Genomic DNA, 20,929 nt, shown 5'->3' on the forward strand with positions numbered 1-20,929 from the left:
TGAGAGGACAGGTAGCCAAATAATGGCTACCTTCCTACTCGATTCAAAGTAAATCCTCCAATAGACTATAATTCTTATCTTTAACCTATGCAAGAAAAATCTACCACCTTTTCCATAAAAAATTGGTCCGATGATGATAAGCCACGGGAGAAACTGGTCCAGAAGGGGCGGACAATCCTAACTGACGCAGAATTGATTGCTATTCTTATCGGTTCCGGCAGTAGAAATGAAAGTGCGGTGGAGCTCTCCAAGCGTATTTTGGCCTCGGTAAATAATAACCTTAACGAATTGGGCAAACTTTCCGTAAAACAGCTTATGAAGTTCAAGGGGATTGGAGAGGCCAAGGCTGTATCTATTGTTGCTGCCTTAGAGATTGGACGAAGGCGAAGGGGAGAAGACGGACAGAAGATTACCAAAATCTCTTCCAGTAGATGTGTTTTTAATCTTTTGCAGCCTAAAATGGGAGAACTCCCCCATGAGGAGTTTTGGATTGTATACCTTAACAACTCCAATAAAGTTCTTTTTGCAGGTCAGCAGAGTAAAGGGGGTATTACCGGAACCTTGGTAGATGTCCGCTTGGTATTAAAGCAAGCTTTAGAGCTTGGAGCCGTGGGCCTTATACTTGCCCATAACCACCCATCAGGTACCCTTAAGCCCAGTGAGGCCGATAAACAGATAACCCAAAAATTGAAGTTGGCGTCTCAAGCCTTGGACATAAAAGTGTTAGATCATATTATCATTACTCAAAAAGAATACTTTAGTTTTGCTGATGAAGGCCTGCTATAAAAACTAATTTAAAGTGTTAGCTTCGGGTAGAAACGTATTTCTAAATATCAATCGGTTCTTTCCGGTCATAGGGAGGCGCCAAAGGATATCGGTAATAAAACCCGTTAGAGAAAAATAAAGACTATGCTGCTTATTTACACCCATAAGATCACTTCCCGCTTTAGATATATAACGAAGCATTTATTCACCAATATTTTGGGTATAGAGGTTTCCTTCACAACCAAAGTGGAAGATTTTATAAAACACGCCGGTCCCAAAATAACCTATACGAAGCAGCCACTTCAAAACGAGTTTTTTTTAAGGAGCAATGATCTATTGTTCGAGCAGGGAATTAACGATCTTCAAATACATGTATCGGATTGGGAAGGCGTACCTTGTTTTTTTGCCGCCGGGGAAAGGAGTAACCTGCCCTTCGACATTTTTGCCGCTAGTTTTTATTTACTCAGTAGGTATGAGGAGTATTTGCCACACGTTAAGGATATCCACGGTAGGTTTCCTCCGAAAGACAGTTTGGCGTATCAGAATAACTTTTTGCAGATTCCAGTGGTAGATATATGGGCGCTTAGGTTATTGGAAGGGCTTAAAGAAAAATTTCCAGAATTGGAATACAAGCCTAGATCATACCGTTTTAACCCCATCATTGATGTTACCACTTCCCATTGTTTTTTGCACAGGGGGTTGGTAAGGGGGATTTCGGGCTTCTTATTAGACTTGGTCTCTCTAAGATTAAGACGGGTGGTAGATCGGATATCTGTGTTGATGAAATTAAAGAGGGATCCCTATGATAATTTTTTTGAGCTCATAGAATTGCACAAACAATACAATGCTAAGGGCAGGTTCTTTTTCCAATTTGCGGAATATTCTACCTATGACAAGAATGTGTCTCCCAGTAATAACAAATTTAAATACCTTATTAAGTCGGTTGCAGATTACGAGGTGGTTTCTCTTTGCTGTTCGTACAGTTCCTTTAACAACAAAACCTTGTTGATGGAAGAGAAAAAGAATCTTTCCAATGTAATTCATAGACCCATCAATAGCTCCCGCATGCGTTTTAACAGGGTAGATATTCCAGAAACCTATCGGAATTTAGTGGATGCGGGGTTTACAAACGATTATACCATGGGTTATACCCATGAAAGTGGATTTAGAGCGGGGAGTTGCACCCCTTTCTATTTTTATGACATTCTTCTGGAGGTTCAACAGCCTATAGAAATTCACCCATTTGCCCTCCATGATTATAGCTTGTTAACTACCAATTCAAAAGAAGAGGCACTTAAGGTGGTAGCGTCTCTTGCTTTGGAAGTGAAAAAGGTAAATGGTACGTTTGTAACCATTTTTTCTAATGAGCTGCTTGGGGGCGAAGCGAAGCTGAATTGGAAGGAGTTATATAGAAATATTTTAAAGAAAGTATATGTACAGTAATACGGTTACCGATGTGTTTTTCGATCTAGATCATACACTCTGGGATTTCGAAAAGAATTCTGCCCTTACTTTCCAGAAGATTTTGTCTGAAAGTGCCGTGGGGGTGGATTTGGATGACTTTTTAAAAACCTATATTCCCATTAACCTAGAATTTTGGAAGAAGTATAGGGAGGGGAAAGTCACTAAAGAAGAGTTGAGATATCAAAGGCTTAAAAACACCTTCGACTCGTTGAGGTATGGGGTAGGTGATGAGCTTATACATTATTTGGCCAATCAGTATATAGAGCACTTGTCTTCCTATAATAACCTATTTCCAAATGCCTTAGAGATCTTGGGGTACTTACAACCCAAATACAAGCTTCATATCATTACCAACGGATTTCAGGAGGTACAGGATAGGAAATTGCGCAATGCCAAAATCGACCACTTTTTTAATCAGGTTATTAATTCGGAAATGGCCGGTGCAAAAAAGCCAGATCCCTTAATATTTCAATTAGCACTGGATAAGGCCAAGGCAGTTCCCCAAAGATCTATAATGATAGGAGATAGCGTGGAGGCAGATATTATTGGGGCTCAAAGGGTGGGATTTCACGTACTTCATTTTAATGCCCATAAGGAACCTAAGCATAATTATTGCGAAATTATTCAGAACTTGAATGAAATAAAATTGTTTTTATAAAGTTGTATATTGTAGATCATGATCTTATAGTCTGATTTTGCAATGTGCACCTTATGGTAAATAAGATTTTAATTCTGTCTATAATTACGCTACTAGGACTAGTTTCCTGTGTGGAGAAGCAGAATTTTGATCAATTGGATGATTTATTCATAGAGCCTACCATTGAGGGAAGTATCCTATATGTGGAAGCGCCGGAAGATGTATTTAATCAGCCTATTGTAGGAGGTTCCGTAAGCCAGGATTTTAATTTTGACGGATTTAATGAAGATATCTTTGCAGACCGGGTGTTGGAAGGTTCTATTATATATGAAATTGAAAACACCACAAGCAAGGAATTAGACCTCACTGTAGAGTTTTTGGATGAAGCTAAGCTAATTCTGGATACTATGTACATTCACGTAGACCCAGGGCCAACGGCTACCGTAGAAAAGGAGGTAGCTTATGGTGGCGCTTCTGGTAAAAACATAGAAATTATCAAAAACACCTCCAGTATTAGGGTTCATGTGCAGAACTTGGGCGACAATACCAGTGTTTCTAACCTTCCAGACCCAAAGATCATTTTTAGGTCTATGGGTGAATTTACGATGCGGATACGATGAGGTCTTGGGCTATTATTTTATTGATATTGCTCACGAGCAATGTCCCGCTTCTAGCCCAGAACAAACAATTGTTATACGATTTCACGGAAATCCCCGATGCCCTGATGGTCAATCCCGGGATGCTGACGGATTATCAGTGGTATGCCGGTCTACCGGTTGTTTCCGGTCTGTCTATTCAAGCAGGCTCCAATGCCCTCACTGTCCATGATCTTTTTGCGGATGATGGGGAAGACTTTAATGATAAAGTCCGGGAAAAGGCAATAGATAGGATGGGGATAAGGGACGAACTAAGCGGAACTTTTCAAACACACCTTCTTAATGCCGGATTTAGGGGAAGGAATCCAGATAACTTTTATTCCTTCGGGATTTATACGGAGGGAGATGCTATAGGCTATTGGTTTAAGGATCTTGCCATCCTAGCATTTGAGGGCAATGCCCCTCATTTGGGAAGAAGGTTTAATCTAGACCACTTAAAAGCTAGGTCCGAAATGGTGAATGTGTTTCATTTTGGACTTAATAAAAGAATCCATAAAAAGCTTACTGTAGGGGCAAGGGCAAAAATATATTCAAGTGTATTTCATGCTTCCTCTACAAAGAACAGCGGGTATTTTGTTACTACGGAGGGAGAGAATAATCTACGAGCTAACACCTTGGTGGCAGATATGGAATTTCGCTCCTCTGGTTTAGATGAAATTAAAGATGCCTTGGACGACAACGAAAATACTTCTTTATCTGAGGTTCTTAGCCGTAGAATGTTTTTTGGGGGCGATTTGGGACTGGGTGTGGATTTAGGGTTTACCTATCACTTAAACGAAAGAACCCTACTAACGGGTAGCTTGTTAGACCTTGGATTTATTTACAATACCACCGATGTAAAAAACTATAGCCTAAATGGGGCGGCTACCGTAGAGGGAATAGAGTTTATTTTGCCAGAGGCATTTTCTAACCTTAACGACGACCTTTGGCAAGAATTAATAGAGGAGGTAGAATCTTTGATTCCCTATGAAAATAATACAAAAAGCTATCTTAGCTTTAGACCTACTAAACTATATGGGTCTCTTCGCTATAACTTTGGCAAGCCTATGCCATCTCGTGGTAGGTGTGACTGTAAGGATTTGGTGTTTGGCAGACAGCGTTTTAAAGACTTCAACAATGCGGTGGGAGGACAATTGTATGTTATTAACAGGCCTAGGGGACCGCAAGCTGCTTTAACGGCCTTTTATCTGCGTCGCTTCGGGCATGCCTTGGCCGTAAAAGCTACCTATACGGTAGATAAGTTTTCATTTTCAAATATAGGATTGGGACTAAGTTTACAAGCAGGTCCGGTTAATTTATATGTAATGGCAGATAACCTTCTAGCTTATGGGAATGTGGCTGATAGTCACTATGCTTCTTTTCAGTTTGGATTAAATATTATATCTTGGGGCAAGAAATAATCCGAGTTTTACATGAGAAATTTACTGATTGCTATCTTTTTGCTGAATTGTTTTTTAGGAATGTCACAGGCAGAATTAAATAAGTATAAATACATTATCGTACCTGTTAAGTTAGATGCCTTTAAGCAGGAGAATCAGTACCAGACCAGTACCTTGATTAAATATTTATTGGTGGAAAATGGATTTAATGCGGTGTACGACAATGCTATGCCAGAGGATTTGTTGAACAATAGATGTTTGGGACTGGTATTGTCCTTAAACGATGATTCTTCCATGTTTACCACTAAACTTACCCTTAGTTTAAAGGACTGTTTCTCTAAAGAGGTATATGTAACCAAGGAAGGAAGGAGTAAAGAAAAAGATTTTAAAGCAGCGTATTCAGGGGCCATAAAAGAAAGTATGCAGTCCCTGTCCGATGTAGATTACCAATACCAACCGGCAGCTAATAAGGAGCCAGTAACGATTAGTTTTAAGGACGATGTAAAAAGAATTTCGCAAACTGCCACCCAGGCACCAAAAAACAGTACGCACGATCCTGTGGTGCAGCAAAAGGCTACTTTGAAAGAGCAGTCCTATAAGGATCTAACTCCAGCGCAGTCAGATTTTAAGCAAGGGGAAGGGCAGCTAACCGAAACTGCCACGCAGGTGAAAAATGTGGTGGAAAGCGATGTTTTGTATGCTCAGGCCATTCCCAATGGCTACCAATTAGTGGATAGCACCCCTAAAATTGTGATGATCTTGCAGCAGACTAGTTTCAGTAACTTTTATATGGCGAAACCTAATTGGCAAGAAGCAAATGGAATCTTGTATAAAAGAGGTGGAAATTGGGTGTTCGAATACTATGAGGGAGGCGAACTGATGAACAAAAAGATGAACATTAAATTCTAATCCGAATGTATTTTGCAAACCAGGGAGTTCCTTTCGTAGGAACCCCCTAGATTATAATTTATACTTGTTCTTCCACCGCTTCTTAAGGAATTCCTTGATGGCATTTTCTCGATTATTGTTGCCTGGGCTATAAAAGCTGGCCCCTTTTAACTCGGTCGGCATAAACTCTTCGTCCACAAAGTTTTGGTCATAATCGTGTGCATATTTGTATTCTTGCCCGTACCCTAGATCTTTCATTAGTTTGGTAGGCGCATTTCGTAAAGGTAGCGGTACCGATAGGTCTCCCGTTTGTTTAACGGTTTGTTGCGCTTTATTGATGGCCATATAGCTGGCATTGCTCTTAGGGGAGGTGGCTAAATAAATAACACACTGGCTTAGAATTATACGCGCTTCTGGATATCCTATGGTAGTAACTGCCTGGAATGTGGTATTTGCCATTACCAATGCGGTGGGATTGGCATTGCCAATATCTTCGGAGGCCAATATCAACAGTCTTCGGGCAATAAATTTCACGTCTTCTCCGCCTTCTATCATCCTAGCCAGCCAATATACGGCGGCATTGGGGTCGCTGCCGCGTATAGATTTGATAAAAGCAGAGATGATGTCGTAATGTTGCTCCCCAGTTTTGTCATAGAGCACCGTATTTTGCTGAACCTTACTTAAAACCAGTTCGTCTGTTATATTAATTTCCTCTTTGGCTTCGGAGTTTATAATAAGCTCAAAGATGTTCAATAGTTTTCTGCCATCCCCACCGGAAAGTCTTAACAGTGCCTCGGTCTCCTTCAGGTGAATGGTTTTTTTCTTAAGATGGGTATCCAGATTCATGGCCCTTTTTAAAAGAGCTTCCAAGTCCTCTTTTCCAAACGGATTCAGGATGTAGACCTGACAACGGGATAGGAGCGCGGGGATTACCTCAAAGCTGGGGTTTTCGGTAGTCGCTCCAATTAAGGTGACCCAGCCTTTCTCAACAGCACCTAAAAGGGAGTCTTGTTGCGACTTGCTAAACCGGTGGATCTCATCAATAAAAAGGATAGGGTTTTTAGTTGTGAATAAACCGCCGCTTTGTTTAGCTTTTTCAATTACCTCCCTTACCTCTTTTACACCACTGCTAATAGCACTCAAAGTGTAAAAGGGTCTTCCGCTGGTCTCGGCAATGATATTGGCCAAGGTGGTTTTGCCCGTTCCTGGGGGGCCCCATAGGATGAGGGAAGGAAGAATTCCTTGTTTAATTTGATGGGTAAGCGATCCCTTTTCACCTACCAGATGATGTTGACTTATGTACTCCTCCAGTGATTTGGGGCGTACTCTTTCTGCAAGTGGTTTATTCATAGGGCACAAAAATAAGACTTTTAAATAGATGACATTTTATCGAAAAATGGAATCTTGGCAGGGATGTTGATTTTATACTTATATTTCAAGTATGACGGAGCAATCGTATTTTAAATATTCAAATTCGGTCATTGTATTGCCGCTAATTTCAGTGCTTGCCATTTGGACCGTATTTTGGGTAGAAATTAAATTCCAAGTAAACTTAAACGAGTATGGTATCTATCCAAGAACGTTTAGCGGATTAAGGGGGATTATCTTTAGTCCCTTCCTTCATGGATCGGTAGACCATCTGTACAATAACACCCTCCCGTTGGCGATACTTACAGCTGGCTTGACATATTTTTATAGGGGAATCACTGCCAAAGTGCTACTACTTGGAATACTAATATCTGGTTTTATTACCTGGTTAATTGGTAGGCCTAGCTTTCATATTGGCGCAAGTGGTCTTATATATGTATTGGCTAGTTTCATTTTTTTTAAGGGAATTATTTCCAAACACTACAGGTTGGTAGCACTTTCCCTTATCGTAGTATTTATCTACGGAAGTATGCTGTGGTATATTTTTCCGGTAAAGGAAGGGATTTCTTGGGAGGGGCACTTAGGCGGATTCTCAACGGGATTGTTGTTGGCCCTATTAGTAAAGGCTTCCTTGCCAAAACCTAGGAAATACGATTGGGAAAGGGAAGATTATAATGAGGAGGAAGATGAGTTCCTAAGACACTTTGATGAAGATGGTAATTTTATTGAGCGTCCATCCGAGCAGGAGGCGGTGCCCCATAAAGAGCCACCCAGTATTATTTACCACTATAGGAAGTCGGAAAAAGGGGACTCCGCTGATAGTAGGGAGTAGGTGTGGTGGCCCACTAGGGGCCGCCAGCCTGGTAACAATATGTTTCGTTTATTTGGAGGTTTTGCCCAAACGCTGCCGTACTACCTCGTATAGGAAAACGCCGCAAGCTACAGATACATTAAGGGATCCAATGGTTCCCAGCATAGGCAATTTGGCCATATGATCCGAGGCTTTTAGGATGGAGGGGGAGATGCCTTGATCTTCAGATCCCATAATGATTGCCGTGGGGGCAGATAACGATACCTCATAAAGGGTGTTGTCTGTTTTTTCCGTGGCGGCAACCACTTGAATTCCTGATGCCTGTAAAAAGAAAACGGCATCTTTTATATGGTCTACCTTTGCAATAGGTACTCTAAAAGCAGCTCCGGCCGAAGTCTTAACGGTGTCGGCGGTAACGGGTGCTGCTCCTCTCTTCTGAATAATTATTCCATCTACGCCTGTGCATTCTGCAGTTCTAATAATTGCGCCAAAATTACGGACATCGGAAAGTTGGTCTAATAAAAGAAAAAGAGGGGCCGTTTCTTTCTCCGCTACTTGTGCAATTAATTCCTCTATGGAAAGAAAGTCAACAGGAGATATGTTGGCTACCACTCCTTGGTGGTTGTTTTTGGTAATGCGGTTTAGTTTTTCAACGGGGACATAAGAGGCGCTGATGCCCTTCTTGCGAAGTAGGGTCTCCATCTCCCGAGAGAGATCGCCTTTTAATCCTTTCTGGATAAAGACTTTATCTATGGGCTCGTTGGCATTGATGGCCTCCATAACGGCTCTAATACCGTAAATTTGGGTTGTTTTTTCCATAGACGCAAAGGTAGATAAAAAAAACCACCCGCCGCTAGGCAGATGGCTTTATGAAGATGAAAATCCTTTTGTTTTAGTTGCTTGGAAATGATGCTAAATCATCATCCAGTAAATGTCCGCCTTGTGCAGAAATAGCAGCTTCATAATTTGCTAAATTAGTGGTGCGCTCAGAAAGGGGGTATAAAAATCGCCTCGGTATTACCCCAGAGGGATTATTACTGGGAACGGCATCCGGATTGGGCGTCAAATTTGGAAATCCGGTTCTACGGTAATCTACCCATGCTTCAAACGGGGCGTTTCCATACAGAGCCTTGTATTTTTCCACAATAATGGTTTCTATTTTATTGGCCTCACTACCTGTAAGTGCCAAGGTATTGGTGTAGGTATCCGCATCAGCTTGGGTAACCCCTACGTAAAGCATATTGGCCATTACTGCCTCTTGTAAAGCCGACAATGCAGCTGCATCGGAGCCTCCGGTCCTAACAATCGCTTCCGCTTCAATGAATTTCACTTCCCAATACGAAATGAGTGGGGTAGGAGATTCAAATTGTCCCCAAAACAAACCGGGTACGCCGGCAAAGCTTTCCCCATCGGTAGTATAGAAAGGTAATCTGGGGTCTCCGGTCATCATAGTAAAAAGCGATGTTGAAAATCCTAAAGTGCTGGGCCTGTCATTGTCGAAAAGTGCGAAAGGGTTTGCGTTTTGCGCTGGTGAACTATAGATAAAATCTGGTTGTTCCGAGGTGCTGCTAAAGGCTTGTTGAGCTTCCTGTAGGGCGCTTTGGGCAGCTGTACCATCAACAGACGTAAGGTGCAAGTAGTAACGTGCCTTTAAGGCATGCGCGGTTTTTTCCCAATCTATATTGCCTGTGGATCCTGCACCCATAAATGCACCAATGCCAGATTTCACACCTTCGGAAAGGGATTCATCCAACAGCGTCTGAATAGTACCGTAAAGAGCTAATTGATTGTCATATACGGGGTTTAGATTTCCCGCGTCCCCTATAAAGGCTTCAGAGTATGGGACATCTCCCCAAGTACTTATGGCAACCCCTAAGTTGGCGGCCATATATAATTTAGCCAATGCACTTACCTCTCCTTCACTATTTTGCATTATTACAAAGCAATCCCTCATAGAACCAGCTCCATAAAGACCAAAGTCCCATAGGTCGTCCGTATCGCTTTCTCCAATATTATATTGCCCATAGGCAATTTGCTGTGCATCTAGGCCTTCAAAATGTTGAATTACTATTCCCGCTATTCTACCACCCAATGCCACTGAATTCCTATGGGTTTGGGCAATCATTCCAGGATAAATAGCTCCGGCATTAATAGATTCTGCAGATGGATTATCTGGATCCACATTAACATCCGTGATTTCGCAAGAAGCCAACAGGCCAATAAATAGCATGCCAAATATTAAGTTTGTAGTTTTCATCTTCTTAAAAGTTTAATTTTAGGTTAAGGCCATAACTTGTAGTGTTGGGCTGATTAAAATAATCCAATCCAATACCATTGGTGTCACCGGTCAAGTTGGTCTCGGGATCTACACCGGGATAATCGGTGTTCAACCATAGATTTCGTCCAAAAGCTGATAAGGACATAGCTTCTATAAAGGTGCCTTCAAGCCATTTAGAGGGTAGATCGTATGAAACTGTAATTTCTCTTAAGCGTATCCAAGAGCCGTCATAAATAGCGGTTTCGGAAAGCCCCCCAAATCCATAGCGTCTCCACCAGTTATTATTCTCGCTGATCGATGGGTCTGAGTAAGGGACAGTTTGGGTATTTGCTGCGCCGGTAGACTCAACAATTCCTGGAAATAAAGTAGTTTGATCCCGGATCAATGTGGCCTCCGAAACCCCAAAATAGTCTAAGATGCCGCAGGTACCGCACCATACATCACCACCTTCTCTAATGTCGAACAGGACAGAAAGACCAAAGCCTTTATATCTTAGGGAGGAGCTAATTCCGGCAAGCCAATCCGGAATGGGATCTCCCACAACACCATCTTCAGGATTTTGTAGCGGATAACCGTCATCATCTATTAATATAGCTCCCGCTTCGTTTCTAAGGAATCTTGAGCCAAAAATAACTCCATAGGATGCTCCGGCAACCGCACGTGAACTGGTACTGGAAAAACCGTTTAATGTGACACTTTCAACACCTTCTACTAGTTCTTCTACCACATTTTCATACGTGGTCCAGTTAACACTCACATTCCAAGAAACATCATCCGTTCTGATGGGTGTACCACTTAAAGTTACTTCATAACCTTTATTGGAAACGATTCCAACATTTTCAAATCGGTCTATAAACCCGGAAGAAGGAGCAGCATCCACTGGAATTATCTGGTCAGATGTTTCTTTGTCATAATAGGAGAAATCGAACTTCAATCGGTTCCTTAGCATACCTAATTCTAAGCCTACCTCAAACTCCGTGGTTTCCTCAGGCTTTAATATCGGGTTGCCAGCTCTTGAAGACCGCTCAAAAGAAGTAGCATCGTAAGCGGGGAAAGTGACATTTTGTATAAATCCGTCACCACTTACAGAGGTGCCTATGAAATTGGTGATGGTGGCATAGACAGGCGCATCATTACCGGATTTACCCCAGGACCCCCTTAGCTTACCATAATTAATAAAAGAATCTGCGTTGAGCAATTCGCTAAATACAAAACTGCCCCCAATGGAATAAGATTGAAAGGTATTATCGCCAACGGGTAGGGTAGAAGACCAGTCATTTCTAAAGGACGGTGTTAAAAAAATCATATTGTCGTAACTTATAGTAGCCGTTGCAAAGGCTCCGATAAGTTTTTTTGAGTTGGAAATTTCCGAAGCCTGTGTAGTTTCAACGTTGCTTAAATTAAAGAATCCGGGAATGGTCATCCCATCGCCAATGACGGTTTGCCTATTACTCTTGTTATAATACCCGTCATAACCAATATTAGCGGTTATCCCAATCTTCTCGCTGAAATCATGATTTGCACTAATAAGGAAATTCCAGTTTATATCCTGATTGGCAATAACATCATTGAGGGTACGGCCATTTCCAAAACTGGCATCTAGGATATCAAAACCAATTTTTCTAGTATCGGTGTATCTATCGATGGAGCCGGATGATTTAAAACTGAGCCAATCATTGAAGGCGTAGGTCAGGCCCAATTTACCTATGGTCCGGTTTACGTCATCCAAGTTTGGGTTTTTGGCAACTGTAAAGTACGGGTTGTTGTAAATACCATCACGATAACTTCTATGTCCCGGTAGTTCAGAACCAGCGATGTCATAGTAATAGGATGCTGGACTATCAGCAGCGGCTTGTCCCCTAAGACCATTACCGTTGTCAAAAGTAGGAGTGGTACGTAACAATCCTAACATAATACCCGATATATTGGATCCCCTTTGCACCCTAACACCTCCGGAATTGGTGTACTGGCCAGAAGCGTCCAAGGTGATCTTTTCATTTAACTTAGCCTGCATATCCAATCTAAAGGTCTTGCGTTCAAATTCTTCGTTTGGGGAAATTCCATTTTGGGTTAATCTTCCAATTGATGCCCTGTAGTTAATGTTTTCATTTCCTCCACTGACAGCTAAGTTGATATCAATAGCATCTCCGGTCCTAAAAAAATCATAGTGATCATACGCTCTAGCGGGAGTGCCATTTCCTGTTCCGGCAGGAACTAGACGACCGCCCCTATCAAAGGGATAGGAAGTGTCACCGTCAAACTCCAGATCGGATATTTTTGGTCCCCAAGAATCGCCCTCAAAAGTTTCAGGCCCTCTATATTCCAACCCGTTATTGTGACGTCCCTGAGCATATATTTTTTGTAAGGAGGGTACCTGGTTATAATCAGATAGTGTGCTAGAGGTGGTCAGTGTAACCCTAGTCTTACCCGCTTTACCTTTCTTGGTGGTAATGAGAACAACCCCATTTGCCGCACGAAGTCCATAAAGGGTCTGGGCGGCAATTCCTTTAAGTATATTGACCGATTCAATATCACTGGAATTAATATCTATGGCACGGTTGGAAAAATCACTTCCCCCTACACTAGAGTTATTAAAGGTTTGGGTGGGGTCTTCCGAGAATGAGGAGTTGTCAATGGGTACGCCATCTACGACAAACAAGGGAGAATTTGAACGGGTGATGGAAGTATTACCACGAATTCTAATATTTGCCGATGCGCCTACCGATCCCGATGAGGTGGTTACTTGAACCCCAGCGGCCTTAGAGCTTAAGGCAGACACTAAGTTGGTCTCCCTAGACTTAGTAATGTCTTCCGAATCTACGGACTGTACGGAATAACTTAAAGATCTGGGTTGTGCCCTAATACCTTGAGCGGTTACCACCACCTCTTCCAGTACCTCTGTGTCTTCCTCCATCTGTACGTTGATGGTGCTACCTGCACCAACAACCCTTTCAGCGGTTTGAAAACCTATGAAAGAGAATGCTAAAGTCTGTCCTTCGCTTGCTTTAATGGAGTAATTACCATCAAAATCGGTTTGAGTCCCGGTTGTGGTACCCTGTACAAGGATGTTAACTCCAGGGAGCGGTAGATTGTCTTGATCCGTGACCGTTCCTGAAATTGTTTTCTCTTGTGCAAATGCAAGTTGCACAACCAATGCTAAAAATAGCGTCAGGATTCCATGTAGTGTTGTTTTCATAATATATTTATTTGAATATCCTATTGTAAAATTCATAAAAGAATGTTAACTAAACAATTGAATTAACAAAAAATATAGCAATGCATTGATGGTTTGTTAAAAAAATACTTATAATTGTTACAAAATGAAAAATAAATTCTTTTAAAAAGTATTTTATTTTCGTAAATCTTGTAGGAGATATTTATTATTATCCGAATCGAACAACTTTTGGAATTGGATTTATTGTTAGGATGAGGTTTAATTAGAGCCCTCTTTTTGCTAGCATGTAAGTTGTCCTCTTTTCAACTGAACCTGGCATAATAGGGTGGTAAAGTTTGACGCTACTCTTCGTTGGTTGTTTTTGTAGATAAAGTTTTGTTTTATCACCGGGATGGAAGGGTAGGGATGCCGTTTTTGTAAATTAGGGTTCCCATTTTTAGTAAGAGAACGCTATTTTCTTAGAGGGATAGGGAGTTAAGGTATAGCGTGCTTCTAGCTAAAAATTAGGATGAAAGTTATGTGCCTAAGGAGGTAACACTTATGCTGGCATAGTATGGCAATTCTTGATTTAACATCTTATAAAAGTAAAAGGGGCATTCAAAAAATTATGAATGCCCCTTTGTAGTTTTACCTAGGTAATAGGTTGTGAATGTACTTTTTGAAAATTAATTCATAGTAAAGGTGCCTCCTAAAGTAGATGATGCTAGGTAGGTTGGGAAATATTGTGATGCAAGACCTTGGTCTTCACCCACATAATAGATATCATAATCTATCACTAGTGTTGGTTTGGCGTCACAGTTAGTCCATTTCCCTGTTCCAGCTATTTCGTACTCATACGGATCGCCTTGATAGGTGGTGGTATAGATATACTGTCTTGGAATGGTGATAACGCCATTTCCTGCTACTTCGGCAGTAATAGTGCCTCCAGCAATCACATCTTCACCCCAGAAGTTATTAATAAATGACACCCCTAGTCCAGAAATGGATAGTTTACCATCTACCTCCGTCGCAGTAATAGCGTCGCCGTAACCGTTAAGGTCTATGGTAGAGGCATAGGATCCAGCAAGGTCTGCAGTACCGTTCTCTAATGGGCAAAATGCGATTCGCATAAGCTGGTATGTTAATTTGGTCCCAGCTGTAGCGGTATTGGCTCCTGCGTCAATATTTAAGACCAATTGTAACTTCTCGCCAACGGGCATTTCCGAGGTGTTGGTTTTCATTGTTACAGATCCTCCTGTAGAACCAGCAGGGATTGTTACGGATGTTGAGGACAGCTCGTACATATTGGATGCTATGGTGGTAGAGGGGTCTACTTCTAAGTTCACCGTGATATCTGCGGACTGAGGAGTACCCAGAATAGCAACCACAATCGAGGTCTCAATGTCTACCAAATTACCAGACTCGTCTACCCCTGATTCCAGGTCTTTAGATGCATCCTTAAACTGCACGTAATAGGTGGCATTAGGGTCTGGAGCATTGTTGGTTAGTTTAGCAAATTCTGTTTCATCGTACTCACAGGAAACCGCAAATAGTGCGCCAACCAGTAGTAGAGCTGAATATATGATTTTATTTTTCATCTTTTATCTTTTTAATTTTATTGATCCCACCATAATTTATCCGAAATGGTAACCGCCGGTACGTTCTCACTATTGTAGTCCAATTCGCTTTGAGCGTATGGAAACCTTGTTGGTATATTTGGAATTACTGCACCTTCTGCCAATTCAAGTGCAGGTAGTCCAGTTCTTCTCCAATCTGCATAGGGCTGGTTGGTAGCAACACCGTCAATATATTTCTGGGTCATAATGCCCTCTAGGGAAACTGGAACCCCATTGATGTTAGCATCTAACCAAGCTTGGTTGGCCTCTCCGGTAACCCTTAATACAGAAGCAGCAACTGCAGCTTCATAGGCTTCCTGAGCACCAGCCTGACCTAAAGCTAACTTAGCTTCAGCTTCAATGAACTTTAATTCTGAATAGGTCATTAATTTGGTGGAAGCATCAAATCCTGCTATGTTTTCTCCCGGTTTGGAAGCAGCATCATTTTGTCCTCCTGGTGTACTACCCGTATAATTTCCGTCTGCATCCATTTCTGCGTAGAAAGGAAGACGAGGGTCATCGTTAGAAGCCAAAAGATCAATTAAGGTAGCGCCCATTCTAATATCTGTACGCTCTTCCATAAATTGGTAGATGGGGTTACGGTTCTTGTCCTCAAATGGTACTAGCATATCATCGGCATTAGAAGTAAATCCTTTAGCTACTGCCTCTAAAGCTGCGGTGTATGCTGCATTTCCGTTTACTTTGGAAAGCTGTAAATGATGCCGCGCTTTAATAGAGTTCGCAGCTTTCTTCCATTTGTTCAAGTCGCCACCATAGATAACATCACCTTCTACAGGGATGGTATTTGTGGAGCTATTCAAATTGGTCACCGCCGAATTCAACAGCGAAAATATGCTGTTGTAGATGGATTCCTGAGTGTCATAGGCAGGAGACAAAACATTCTCCGAGCCTTGAAAGGCCTCGGTGTAAGGGATAGATCCAAAAAGATCCGTGGTAATACCTAATGTGGTGGCCAACAATACTTGTCCAACCCCTTCAAAATGGGGTGAAGGTGCTGCTTCAGTACTTGCCTTGTCTACAATCAGGGTACTGTTCATCATCATTTCAGTATAAATAGACCCCCATACGTTATTTACATCTGCCGGGGTTAATTGATACCTGGTTTCGGTGTAGGACTGCCTATCCGTTCCATCAAAGTGTTGCATCCAGATGTTGTTGGTCCTTACGGTGTTGTTTCCTAGAAGGTTGTACCCCATAGACTGCTGAATGGCCGGTAAAAGTAGGCTCATTGGAACATCTGCAGGAGCATCTGGATCAATGTTTAGATCGTGGTCGATCCAATTGTTACAAGACACTGATACAAGTAATAAGCCTATTACCGCCATCAGGTTTTTATATATGTTGCTTTTATTTTTTCTCATGATTTTGTTTTTTACAATTAGAAGGTCAATTTAAGGCCCATAGTGAAACTTCTGGTGCCTGGACTGTTAAAGTAGTCCATACCTTGGGCGTTGGTTGCTCCCCCTAGGTTCGTTTCTGGATCGATGCCTGTATAAGGGGTGTCTATCCAAAGATTCCTACCGGAAAAGTAAATTTGAGCGTCTTTGATTAGCGGAGATATTTCAGGTAAGTTGTAAGCGACGGTTAAATCTCTTAGCCTAACCCAATCTGCGGGCTCCATTGCGGCCGAGGATGGCCCTCCACCAAAGTTACTACCAGCTCCTTGGAACCAAGCTTGGTCCTGAACTACGGGAGTAACGTTCTTAACACCACTAGAAACTACATTGCCGTCATCATCTATATGACCGTATACTCCATCCATCACTACGATGTTTTCTGCAGGAGTTCTGTCAAAGTCGATGCTGCCATCGGTATTGTAATATACCTCTCTTTTTTCCGTACGCTCATGTACCCCAAAGAAGTTCATTGCAAAGGCAGTTCCGTTGTACATAACCCCGCCCGACTTTACATCTATTAAGAAAGATAGGCTTAGGTTCTTGTAGGTAAGCGTGTTGGTCATGTTGGCCGTCCAATCCGGGTTGAAGTTTCCAATGGGAACCAATCCTTGAGCGGTATTGGTCATTGGATAGCCATCCCTGAAATTATCGGTTGGATCATCGTTGATGATTACGTTTCCATTGGCATCCCTATACCAGTCCTCACCAAAAATACTTCTGTATTCTTCACCAACAACGGCTCTTACTTGTGGGGTGGTAAATCCACCTAAGAAGATATTGTCCACACCATCGGCCAATTTGGTAACGATGTTACTGAATTCAGTATAGTTGGCAACAAAATCCCACTGAAAGTTCTCGGTCTTTACCGGCGTGGCGTTTAAGCTAATCTCTATACCCTTAGACTCCATGGAGGCGGCGTTTAGGAATACGGAGGTAAATCCAGAAGAGGCTGCAATAGGCACACTCATCAACAGGTCTGTATTGTTGTTGTTGAAATAAGTGAAGTCTACTCCTAAGCGACTATTAAAGAACCTTAGATCGGCTCCTACTTCCCAAGAATCCTGGGTTTCGTGTTTTAGATCCGGGTTTCCTAAGCCAGAGCTAACAGCAAATCCGGTCTGACCTGCATAGGGGAATTCTACACCACCTGTCCAACCATCAGCTGTACCTGCAGCTACAAAGTTGTTGGTAGTTTGGTAGGCAGGGGCAATGTTTGCAGTAGTAGCAGCAGAAGCCCTCAATTTACCAAAAGATAGGACGGGATTGTTTTTTAATCCATCAATTTCAGTGAATACAAAACCTAAACTTGCGGAAGGGTAAAAAGCGCTATTGTTTTTCTTCGGCATCGTAGTGGCCCAATCATTTCTACCGGTTAAACCTAAAAAGATCATATCGTCCCAGGCTAATTGAAGATCAGCAAAAACAGCCATGGTTCTAGAGCGGCTTGTGCCCGTAGAGGTGGTGTTGTTACTGGTGTTGTTTAGCTGATAAAAATCTGGAATTTCCAATCCGGTTGCATCTCCAAAAAGAAATTTACTGTTGGTGGAATAGTAGTTGTTTCCTACCGTAAGACTCAAGTTTAAATCCTCAGTGATGTCATTGCGATAGTTTAAAAGAAGGTCGGAGTTGAATACGCTGTTGAAATTCATATACTCACCCAAATACCCTCTTGGATTACCTCTAGAGTTTATTTTAAACCTATCCACATAGCGTCTGTTGTACCAGTCAATACCTGTGTTGTACGTTAAGCTTAGATGATCTGTAAATTTCACGTTTAAATTAACACCTCCGGTAAAACGGTTTACATCCTCATCAAAGGCAATGTTGTTAGAAATCCAATAGGGGTTGTCATAACCTCCACCGTTTCTGTAGTTACGTTGGGATCCATCCGGGAATTCATATCCAGCACTGTTGTCAAAGGTAGTGGCAGTTCGTAATAGCCCTAGCATAATACCGGATACGTTAGAACCCTTTTGGATTTGGACTGCTCTAGAATTGGTGTAAGCCATATCTGCACCAAACTTGATATTATCTGAAATGTTGGTGTTGGCATTTAATCTTACCGTGGTTCTACCATAGGTGTTATTAGGTATAATACCTTCTTGTTCTCTGTTAGATAGTGAGAAGAAGTAGTCTCCTTGATCGTTTCCGTTACTAATGCTGATGCTGTTGTTGCTTACCGAACCATGTTGGAAGAAATCATAAACATCATAGGCTTTTGCCGGCATACCGTTGCCAGTGCCTTTAGGTACCAATCTTCCAAAAGGATCCCACTTGTAGGAGCTGTCTCCGTCATATTCCAATTCGGCAATAGGGGCGCCCCAAGAGGTAGCGCTACCGCCAGCCCAAGCGCCTCCACTTCCTTGGGAGTATTTGTCTTGTCTTCCCGGTACATGGGAAATTACATCTACCCCTATGGAGCTGTGAACCTCAATTTTCTTGGCGTTTAGGTTTTTACCAGACTTTGTGGTGATGATAATAGCACCGTTGGCAGCCCTAACACCGTACAAGGCAGTTGCAGCACCTCCTTTAAGAACAGATACGCTGGCAATGTCATCTGGGTTAATGTCTATGGAACGGCTAGAAGTGTTTACTCCACCAGTACCACTAGAACCACCGCCAGAAGCTATAGGAAGTCCGTTAACAACAAATAAAGGCTGGTTGTTACCAGTAATGGATGCAGATCCACGAATGGTGATAAAGGTAGATGCACCTGCCTCACCAGAAGAGTTTACAATCTGTACCCCAGAAGTTGTTCCAGAAAGTGAGTTAACCACATCGGCGTTGGGCTTAGAGCTAATAGCTTCGGCATCTACCGTTTGTACGTTGTAGCCTAGTCCTTTTTCGCTCCTGGTAATACCTATCGCGGTAATAACCACCTCTTCCAATGCTTGGGCGTCCTCTTTCATCTGAACATCTATAGTGTTACCAGATCCAACGGTTCGCCGTACGGTTGTCTGTCCTATATAAGTGAAAATAAGGCTTTGGCCTTCAGAAGCACTTATCGAATAGTTTCCATCAAAATCGGTTTGTGTGCCCGAAGTAGTGCCCTGCACAAGAATGTTTACTCCAGGGAGGGGGAGACCATCTTGATCCGTCACCGTCCCTGAAATCGTTTTTTCCTGTGCAAAAGCAAGTTGCACCACTAACGCTAGGAATAGCGTTAGGATTCCATTTAGTTTTGTTTTCATTTTAAAATTATTTGAATTAGCTGGAGCAAAAATCATAAATAGATGTTAATAAAAAAAATAATTTTAATAAAACTTTAAGTTTTGAGTCATGAATCCAACAAATACGGGTTGTTTTCTTTCATAATTAACAATCGCTTCTATTGCAGGGGGATTTATAACAATTTTTGTTAAAATTAGGGGAGGTGCCGTCCGTATTGGCGCAATAGAGGGTTGGGAGGGGTTTGGTGAAAAAAATTGGAGTGGCGGTGTGCTTAGGGGAGAAGAGGGTTTTGTTGGAGTGCTTTTTTGATGCAATGGGTTGATTCTCAAAAAAAAATGAAAAAAAACTATTATGCAATTTGAATTATTCTGGATAATTGTTACATTTGCCAGCCCTTAAAAAGAGGGGATAAGTTTTATTATACATATATAGTATGCCAACAATTTCACAATTAGTACGAAAAGGAAGAGTCACTATTACTAAGAAGAGTAAATCGGTTGCCTTGGATTCGTGCCCTCAAAGAAGAGGTGTTTGTACGCGTGTTTATACTACTACTCCGAAAAAACCAAACTCTGCAATGCGTAAAGTTGCAAGGGTAAGGTTAACAAACGGAAAAGAGGTAAACGCTTACATACCTGGAGAAGGGCACAACTTGCAAGAGCACTCGATAGTATTAGTAAGGGGCGGAAGGGTTAAGGATTTGCCAGGAGTTAGGTATCACATCGTTAGAGGTGCTTTGGATACAGCAGGTGTTGCTGGAAGAGCTCAGCGAAGATCTAAATACGGCGCAAAACGACCTAAGAAGTAAAGATAGGGGATCCCTGTCCAAACAATTAAATGATAAGAAATGAGAAAAAAGCAGGCAAAAAAGAGGCCACTTTTACCGGATCCAAGGTATAATGACCAGTTGGTGACACGTTTTGTGAATATGATGATGCGTGATGGTAAGAAATCAACAGCCTTTAAGGTATTTTACGATGCAATGGATATCGTAGAAGAGAAGAAGACTGACGAGGAGAAAACAGCCTTGGAGTTGTGGAAGGATGCATTATCTAATGTGATGCCACACGTAGAGGTGAGAAGTAGGAGAGTTGGAGGGGCTACCTTTCAGATTCCTATGCAAATAAGACCGGATCGTAAGATTTCAACAGCCATGAAATGGCTTATCGGTTTTTCAAGAAAAAGAAACGAAAAAGCAATGTCTTTAAAGTTGGCGTCCGAAATTTTGGCGGCTTCTAAAGAAGAAGGTGCGGCGGTTAAAAAGAGAGTTGATACTCATAAGATGGCCGAAGCAAATAAAGCTTTCTCCCACTTTAGATTTTAA

The 20,929-nt window shown here is 41.9% G+C and carries 16 protein-coding genes; 9 read left to right on the forward strand and 7 right to left on the reverse strand.

Translation table 11 applies throughout. From position 1 onward, the window contains the following. Positions 1–87: 87 nt before the first annotated feature. From radC to BV214_RS03105, 6 genes are all read left to right on the forward strand, one after another. Complete coding sequence (gene radC / locus BV214_RS03080; protein WP_086476030.1) at positions 88–786, forward strand: RadC family protein; 699 nt, start codon at positions 88–90, stop codon at positions 784–786. Between the two features lie 123 nt (positions 787–909). After that, the gene (locus BV214_RS03085; RefSeq protein ID WP_086476031.1) at positions 910–2,208 is read left to right on the forward strand and encodes a polysaccharide deacetylase family protein; all 1,299 of its coding nucleotides are present in this window, start codon (positions 910–912) and stop codon (positions 2,206–2,208) included. After that, entirely contained in the window at positions 2,198–2,887 is a 690-nt protein-coding gene (locus BV214_RS03090; protein ID WP_086476032.1) for a YjjG family noncanonical pyrimidine nucleotidase, read from the forward strand. The genes BV214_RS03085 and BV214_RS03090 overlap by 11 nt, the downstream gene beginning before the upstream one ends. A gap of 53 nt (positions 2,888–2,940) precedes the next feature. Further along, complete coding sequence (locus BV214_RS03095) at positions 2,941–3,486, forward strand: hypothetical protein (RefSeq protein WP_086476033.1); 546 nt, start codon at positions 2,941–2,943, stop codon at positions 3,484–3,486. Next, positions 3,483–4,922: a DUF5723 family protein gene (locus tag BV214_RS03100; RefSeq protein WP_086476034.1), complete on the forward strand. Its 1,440-nt coding sequence runs from the start codon at positions 3,483–3,485 to the stop codon at positions 4,920–4,922. Before BV214_RS03095 ends, BV214_RS03100 begins: the two co-directional genes overlap by 4 nt. 12 nt (positions 4,923–4,934) lie before the next feature. Beyond that, on the forward strand, positions 4,935–5,810 hold the full coding sequence (locus BV214_RS03105) for a hypothetical protein (protein WP_086476035.1): 876 nt from the start codon (positions 4,935–4,937) through the stop codon (positions 5,808–5,810). 51 nt (positions 5,811–5,861) lie between these two features. On the opposite strand, the gene BV214_RS03110 is transcribed toward BV214_RS03105, so the two are convergent. After that, positions 5,862–7,139 carry a replication-associated recombination protein A gene (locus BV214_RS03110; protein WP_086476036.1) on the reverse strand — a complete coding sequence of 426 codons (1,278 nt, stop codon included), beginning with the start codon at positions 7,137–7,139 and terminating at the stop codon, positions 5,862–5,864. A 91-nt stretch (positions 7,140–7,230) separates the two neighbouring features. Here BV214_RS03110 and BV214_RS03115 point away from each other — a divergent pair, with 91 nt between their 5' ends. Next, positions 7,231–7,989 carry a rhomboid family intramembrane serine protease gene (locus BV214_RS03115; protein WP_086476037.1) on the forward strand — a complete coding sequence of 253 codons (759 nt, stop codon included), beginning with the start codon at positions 7,231–7,233 and terminating at the stop codon, positions 7,987–7,989. A 48-nt stretch (positions 7,990–8,037) separates the two neighbouring features. Here BV214_RS03115 and rlmB read toward each other — a convergent pair whose 3' ends face one another. The 6 genes from rlmB to BV214_RS03145 all read right to left on the reverse strand — a co-directional run bounded on the left by rlmB (position 8,038) and on the right by BV214_RS03145 (position 19,625). Further along, positions 8,038–8,787 (reverse strand): 23S rRNA (guanosine(2251)-2'-O)-methyltransferase RlmB, encoded by a 750-nt coding sequence (gene rlmB / locus BV214_RS03120; RefSeq protein WP_086476038.1) that lies wholly within the window; start codon positions 8,785–8,787, stop codon positions 8,038–8,040. A 73-nt stretch (positions 8,788–8,860) separates the two neighbouring features. Next, entirely contained in the window at positions 8,861–10,225 is a 1,365-nt protein-coding gene (locus BV214_RS03125; protein WP_086476039.1) for a SusD/RagB family nutrient-binding outer membrane lipoprotein, read from the reverse strand. Positions 10,226–10,229: 4 nt separating this feature from the next. Beyond that, entirely contained in the window at positions 10,230–13,442 is a 3,213-nt protein-coding gene (locus BV214_RS03130) for a SusC/RagA family TonB-linked outer membrane protein (protein WP_086476040.1), read from the reverse strand. 644 nt (positions 13,443–14,086) lie between these two features. Further along, on the reverse strand, positions 14,087–14,998 hold the full coding sequence (locus BV214_RS03135) for a DUF1735 domain-containing protein (protein WP_086476041.1): 912 nt from the start codon (positions 14,996–14,998) through the stop codon (positions 14,087–14,089). 17 nt (positions 14,999–15,015) lie between these two features. Beyond that, positions 15,016–16,398 carry a SusD/RagB family nutrient-binding outer membrane lipoprotein gene (locus BV214_RS03140; protein WP_086476042.1) on the reverse strand — a complete coding sequence of 461 codons (1,383 nt, stop codon included), beginning with the start codon at positions 16,396–16,398 and terminating at the stop codon, positions 15,016–15,018. Positions 16,399–16,415: 17 nt separating this feature from the next. Further along, positions 16,416–19,625 carry a SusC/RagA family TonB-linked outer membrane protein gene (locus BV214_RS03145; protein WP_176328446.1) on the reverse strand — a complete coding sequence of 1,070 codons (3,210 nt, stop codon included), beginning with the start codon at positions 19,623–19,625 and terminating at the stop codon, positions 16,416–16,418. A gap of 413 nt (positions 19,626–20,038) precedes the next feature. On the opposite strand from BV214_RS03145, the gene rpsL reads away from it, so the two are divergent. After that, positions 20,039–20,413 (forward strand): 30S ribosomal protein S12, encoded by a 375-nt coding sequence (gene rpsL, locus BV214_RS03150; RefSeq protein WP_026810019.1) that lies wholly within the window; start codon positions 20,039–20,041, stop codon positions 20,411–20,413. A 39-nt stretch (positions 20,414–20,452) separates the two neighbouring features. Further along, the gene (gene rpsG, locus BV214_RS03155; RefSeq protein WP_086476044.1) at positions 20,453–20,929 is read left to right on the forward strand and encodes a 30S ribosomal protein S7; all 477 of its coding nucleotides are present in this window, start codon (positions 20,453–20,455) and stop codon (positions 20,927–20,929) included.

Source organism: Arenibacter amylolyticus (assembly GCF_002150785.1).
Taxonomy (GTDB): Bacteria; Bacteroidota; Bacteroidia; order Flavobacteriales; family Flavobacteriaceae; genus Arenibacter; species Arenibacter amylolyticus.

Coding starts and splice junctions, on each gene's coding strand:
- rpsG (WP_086476044.1), top strand. CDS start 20,453: ATGAGAAAAAAGCAGGCAAAAAAGAGGCCACTTTTACCGGATCCAAGG.
- BV214_RS03130 (WP_086476040.1), bottom strand. CDS start 13,442: ATGAAAACAACACTACATGGAATCCTGACGCTATTTTTAGCATTGGTT.
- rlmB (WP_086476038.1), bottom strand. CDS start 8,787: ATGGAAAAAACAACCCAAATTTACGGTATTAGAGCCGTTATGGAGGCC.
- BV214_RS03145 (WP_176328446.1), bottom strand. CDS start 19,625: ATGAAAACAAAACTAAATGGAATCCTAACGCTATTCCTAGCGTTAGTG.
- BV214_RS03135 (WP_086476041.1), bottom strand. CDS start 14,998: ATGAAAAATAAAATCATATATTCAGCTCTACTACTGGTTGGCGCACTA.
- BV214_RS03095 (WP_086476033.1), top strand. CDS start 2,941: ATGGTAAATAAGATTTTAATTCTGTCTATAATTACGCTACTAGGACTA.
- BV214_RS03125 (WP_086476039.1), bottom strand. CDS start 10,225: ATGAAAACTACAAACTTAATATTTGGCATGCTATTTATTGGCCTGTTG.
- BV214_RS03090 (WP_086476032.1), top strand. CDS start 2,198: ATGTACAGTAATACGGTTACCGATGTGTTTTTCGATCTAGATCATACA.
- BV214_RS03105 (WP_086476035.1), top strand. CDS start 4,935: ATGAGAAATTTACTGATTGCTATCTTTTTGCTGAATTGTTTTTTAGGA.
- BV214_RS03115 (WP_086476037.1), top strand. CDS start 7,231: ATGACGGAGCAATCGTATTTTAAATATTCAAATTCGGTCATTGTATTG.
- radC (WP_086476030.1), top strand. CDS start 88: ATGCAAGAAAAATCTACCACCTTTTCCATAAAAAATTGGTCCGATGAT.
- BV214_RS03100 (WP_086476034.1), top strand. CDS start 3,483: ATGAGGTCTTGGGCTATTATTTTATTGATATTGCTCACGAGCAATGTC.
- rpsL (WP_026810019.1), top strand. CDS start 20,039: ATGCCAACAATTTCACAATTAGTACGAAAAGGAAGAGTCACTATTACT.
- BV214_RS03140 (WP_086476042.1), bottom strand. CDS start 16,398: ATGAGAAAAAATAAAAGCAACATATATAAAAACCTGATGGCGGTAATA.
- BV214_RS03085 (WP_086476031.1), top strand. CDS start 910: ATGCTGCTTATTTACACCCATAAGATCACTTCCCGCTTTAGATATATA.
- BV214_RS03110 (WP_086476036.1), bottom strand. CDS start 7,139: ATGAATAAACCACTTGCAGAAAGAGTACGCCCCAAATCACTGGAGGAG.